The following is a 4,838-nucleotide window of genomic DNA, read 5'->3' as shown; positions in this document are numbered from 1 at the left end:
ACACCATGAGTTTGTATTTGAGCAATAGCAGTGAGCTGTTGCTGTTTTTTTTCACCTCGTTCTAATTGCCAAAAACCTAGGCGCACACATACCAGTACGACAACCACAACCATACAAATTGTGATTATTGAACTAAGCTTTTGTTTGTGCCTTAAAACTACTTGCATAAAGGGTCAACTCAGTGATTATTAAAATTATTATTGTACTGTTGTTAATGTTTATACTTTTTAACTTATTTAGAGCGCTATTTATTATGGTGTCTGGAAAAACAAACGGGCGACCTATGTCTCACTTTTTAGGACGCCGAGTGTTGTTTTCGGTTGTTGTATTATTGGTCACAATCGCAGCAGTTAAGCTCGGTTATATAAAGGCAAATAGCTCGCCCATAAACGTTACAGCACATATACAAACACAAATAAACACAGCCATACCACATCAACAAAATGCCAATACCAAGCAGCAGCTTGAAACGCAAAGTGCTTTTCTTTGGTAAAATGACCTTTTAATATTCGTATTAAAATGACGAATAAAAGTATGGCTCCGAGTGTGACATGCATGCCATGAAAGCCTGTAAGCAAAAAGAATGTATTACCGTACACACCGGCATCTAATGTTAGATTTAAGTCATTGTATGCATGAACGTATTCCTCTACTTGCAATGCTAAAAAGCACACGCCTAATAACACCGTAAGTCCTAAAAACACTTTCAGTGGTTTACGTTTGTTGTTCTCCATTGCAACATGGGCAAAATGCAGCGTAACTGATGACGCGATTAAAATTAACGTATTGATCAATGGTAGGCCTTGCCACCCCATAGCTTGGGTTGTGTCACCGGAGGGTGTAACAACCAAAGGCCACATAGCTTCAAAAGTAGGCCACAACACTTCATTAGTCATAGCATTGTTACCCGCGCCCCCCAACCAAGGCACTGAAATCATACGTGCATAAAATAACGCACCAAAAAAGGCCATAAAAAGCATAACCTCAGAAAAAATGAACCAGCTCATGCCTTGTCGAAAAGAACGATCCATTTGTGCTGAGTACAACCCTTGGCCTGACTCATGTATAACATTTTTAAACCAGCCAAATAACATATATAAAAGAACGGCTATACCGGCATAAAGTAAATAAACACCGCTTCCCCCTTCCTTGCCAACTTCCATAACTGTTAAGCCTGCGCCTACGGCGATAAAAAACAACGCAACCGCCCCTACAATGGGCCACGGGCTTTGCTCTGGTACGTAATAATGCTCATGTTCTTGATTCATTTTACTTGCTCCTAGTTTCGCACTAGTGTTTGTTGCTAGTTATTACTGGCAACTAGTTGCTCACTAATATCAAATACGGTGTAAGACAAAGTTAGCTCTTCAACATCACTTGGAAGCGCTGTATCAACATAAAAAAGCAATTTAAATTCGAGCTCTTCTCCCGCTTTTAGGGGTTGTTGATCAAAGCAAAAGCAGGCCATTTTGTGTAAATATTTTGCCGCTTTGCCTGGTGAAACAGACGGTACTGCCTGCATAACTTTATCGAGTTCACTACTATTTTTTGCGCTAAAAACGACTTCTCGCATTTCTCCGGGTTTTACAACCACACTGTACTCTTTTGATTTCACCTCAAAAGGTGCACCGCTTTGTGCATGAGTTGTAAAACTCACGCTAACGTCCCTTGTTTGCTCAATCACGCTACTTTGCTGCGCTTGCTCTAACGATGGCTTACCATTTAGCCCGGTTAAGTCACAAAACACGTCGTATAACGGCACTAAGGCAAACGCAAACGCAAACATACCTATGCTTATAATAACCAAGCGTTTAAGGAGCGGTGCGTGTGTCATTTATTTAATTTCCGGTGGTGTTGAAAAGGTATGGTAAGGCGCAGGGGATTCAACTTCCCACTCTAACCCTTCAGCGCCATCCCACACTTTTGCAGGGACTTTTTCGCCGCCTCTTGCACATTTAAAAACAACCACTACAAACAACAGCTGAGATAAACCAAATGCAAAACCACCAATACTTATAATTGCGTTGAAGTCTGCAAATTGCAGTGCATAATCAGGAATACGACGAGGCATACCAGCCAAACCCACAAAATGCATTGGAAAAAACAGCACATTTACACTGACTAACGACAACCAAAAATGCCACTTAGCCAGCGTGATATTAAACATATTGCCAGTCCATTTTGGCAGCCAGTAATAAGCACCGGCCATGATTGAAAATACCGCCCCTGTCACTAACACATAATGAAAATGAGCCACTACAAAATAAGTGTCGTGGTATTGAAAATCAGCGGGAGTAATAGCAAGCATCAACCCTGAAAAACCACCTAATGTGAACAGCACTATAAAAGCAATACTGAACATCATAGGGACTTCAAAGCTAATAGAACCGCGCCACATGGTGGCTACCCAATTAAATACTTTCACGCCGGTAGGTACCGATATCAGCATTGTGGAGTACATAAAAAATAGCTCTGCAGCTACCGGCATACCGGTGGTAAACATGTGATGCGCCCACACAATAAAGCTTAGCAATGCTATAGATGACGTGGCATAAACCATAGATGCATAGCCAAATAGCTTTTTACGCGAGAAAGTGGGCACTATGGTTGAAATGATACCAAAGGCTGGCAAAATCATGATGTAAACTTCGGGGTGACCAAAAAACCAAAAAATATGCTGGAACATCACCGGATCGCCACCGCCGGCAGCATCAAAAAAGCTAGTCGCAAAATATTTATCGGTTAAAACCATGGTCACCGCCCCTGCCAAAACGGGCATAACAGCAATGAGTAAAAATGCCGTTATTAGCCATGTCCATACAAACAAGGGGAGTTTCATCCACGTCATCCCAGGTGCACGCAAATTAACTATAGTCACAACCACATTAATAGCACCCATAATTGAGCTAATACCCATTATGTGCACCGCAAATACAAACAAGGCAGTATTGTCGTTACTGTATGTGGTTGAAAGCGGAGCATAGAAGGTCCAGCCAAAAGCAGGACCTCCTCCAGGCATAAATAAAGAAGCAAGCAAAATTAAGAATGCGAAAGGTAAAATCCAAAAACTCCAGTTATTCATTCTAGGTAATGCCATATCTGGCGCACCTATCATTAACGGTATCATCCAATTGGCTAATCCCGTAAAGGCAGGCATAACGGCGCCAAACACCATTATTAAACCGTGAACTGTAGTCATTTGATTAAAAAAGTGGGGATCGACCAACTGCAACCCAGGCTGAAATAGTTCGGCCCTGATCACCATAGCCATGGCGCCACCAATTAAAAACATGGTCAACGAAAATATTAAATATAAACTGCCAATATCTTTATGATTTGTTGTATAAAGCCAGCGCTTAAAGCCTTTAGCTGGATGATGAGCATGATGCGCTTCATTGGCGTTTGGTTGTTCTGCTATGCTACTCATTAGTTAGCCTCCACGTCGGCATCAAGTGCTGCTTGAATCTCACTAGGCTGAATAACATCACCGGTATCGTTACCCCATGCATTTCGCTTGTAAGTAATAACCGCAGCCAATTGTTTTATAGATAACTGCTTGGCAAATGATTGCATTGCCGTACCTGGGCTCCCATGAATAAGTATGTCTATATGACCTTTGATATCGCCAAGTACAATTGGGCTGCCTTTAAGAGCCGGAAATACGCCCGGTAGCCCTAACCCCGTAGGTTGATGACATGCTGCACAACTTGCCATGTATACTTGAGCGCCCAGCTCCATTAGCTCTTCTTTAGGTAATGTTTGATCAAGTAAAGCGGCATCAGCTAAAGCTGCTTGTTGCTTAGCTTGTTTAGCATCGGCCAACCATACTTTAAAGTCAGCCTCAGATTTGGCCTCTACCACAACGGGCATAAACCCGTGATCCTTACCGCACAGCTCGGCACACTGACCCCGGTAAATGCCTTCTTCGTTTATGTTGGTCCATGTTTCGTTAATAAAGCCTGGGTTGGCATCTTTTTTAACGGCAAAGTCTGGTACCCACCAAGAGTGGATAACATCATCTGAGGTCATTAAAAAACGAATTTTTTGATTAATTGGCAGTACGAGGGGTTTGTCTACCTCAAGTAGATAATTTGGGTTTTTATCAGCTAAATTAGTTATTTCATCCTGAGGAGTTGCAAGCATTGAGTAAAACTCTACATCTTCTCCCATGTATTCATAATGCCATTTCCACTGTGAACCTGTAACTTTAATTGTTAAGTCGGCTTTACTGGCATCTTCCATCGCTATTAAGGTTTTTGTAGCAGGCACTGCCATAGCAATTAAAATAACAAATGGAATGGCGGTCCAAAGAATTTCTACTTTGGTGCTTTCGTGGAATTGAGCGGGAACCGCTCCTTTAGATTTGCGATGATGAATGAGTGCCCAAAGCATAATGGCAAACACTATTATCCCAATCACACAACATATAAAAAATATGGTCATGTGTAATTCGTAAACATTTTCACTTATATCTGTAACGCCTTTACGCATATTAAATTGGCTATTTGCCAAGGCTAACTGCGGAAAAACACACAATATAAGCCACAAGGTACAACTAAGTTTACCCATGTGACGACTCCTTTGATGCTGTTGCTAGTGCAAAGCGAAGAGGCATACGGCTTAAACGCCAATTCGTTATTTTTATTTTTTTATTAATGCCGTTTTATTTATAAAAATTGGCATTCACTGCGCTAGCAAAAGTTTATTGTGTGTGCTCAAAACTTAAAAGCGATGAGTATTGCCAGCGTCAGCTTATTAACAATTAGTTAATATTTAACCACCATGCAAGTTTTTTGTATTAAAAACAAACAATAAATATATAAAAAGTAGAGAGTTGG

At 41.2% G+C, this 4,838-nt stretch carries 6 protein-coding genes; 1 reads left to right on the top strand and 5 read right to left on the bottom strand.

Going from position 1 to position 4,838, the window contains the following annotated elements:
• Window positions 1-167, bottom strand: a 167-nt coding sequence (locus BCG07_RS17885; protein ID WP_353743803.1) for an SURF1 family cytochrome oxidase biogenesis protein, incomplete at its 3' end; no start/stop codon positions are given.
• A 14-nt stretch (window positions 168-181) separates the two neighbouring features.
• Here BCG07_RS17885 and BCG07_RS19930 point away from each other — a divergent pair.
• The gene (locus BCG07_RS19930; protein WP_338109295.1) at window positions 182-493 is read left to right on the top strand and encodes a DUF2909 domain-containing protein; all 312 of its coding nucleotides are present in this window, start codon (window positions 182-184) and stop codon (window positions 491-493) included.
• Here the strand turns inward: BCG07_RS19930 and BCG07_RS17875 are convergent.
• From BCG07_RS17875 to coxB, 4 genes are read right to left on the bottom strand one after another with little or no spacing between them, the layout of a single operon-like run.
• Window positions 393-1,268 carry a cytochrome c oxidase subunit 3 gene (locus BCG07_RS17875; RefSeq protein ID WP_286891361.1) on the bottom strand — a complete coding sequence of 292 codons (876 nt, stop codon included), beginning with the start codon at window positions 1,266-1,268 and terminating at the stop codon, window positions 393-395. The genes BCG07_RS19930 and BCG07_RS17875 overlap by 101 nt on opposite strands.
• A gap of 35 nt (window positions 1,269-1,303) precedes the next feature.
• On the bottom strand, window positions 1,304-1,834 hold the full coding sequence (locus tag BCG07_RS17870; RefSeq protein WP_271479716.1) for a cytochrome c oxidase assembly protein: 531 nt from the start codon (window positions 1,832-1,834) through the stop codon (window positions 1,304-1,306).
• Window positions 1,835-3,427, bottom strand: coding sequence for a cytochrome c oxidase subunit I (gene ctaD / locus BCG07_RS17865; protein ID WP_006793775.1), 1,593 nt, complete (start codon window positions 3,425-3,427; stop codon window positions 1,835-1,837).
• Entirely contained in the window at window positions 3,427-4,569 is a 1,143-nt protein-coding gene (gene coxB, locus BCG07_RS17860; protein ID WP_006793774.1) for a cytochrome c oxidase subunit II, read from the bottom strand. Before coxB ends, ctaD begins: the two co-directional genes overlap by 1 nt.
• Window positions 4,570-4,838: the final 269 nt, after the last annotated feature.

The organism is Pseudoalteromonas sp. ESRF-bin5 (assembly GCF_002632075.1).
Lineage (GTDB): Bacteria > Pseudomonadota > Gammaproteobacteria > Enterobacterales > Alteromonadaceae > Pseudoalteromonas > Pseudoalteromonas marina.
Note: the sequence above shows the minus strand (reverse complement) of the source record. Positions and strands in the feature narration are given on the sequence as shown.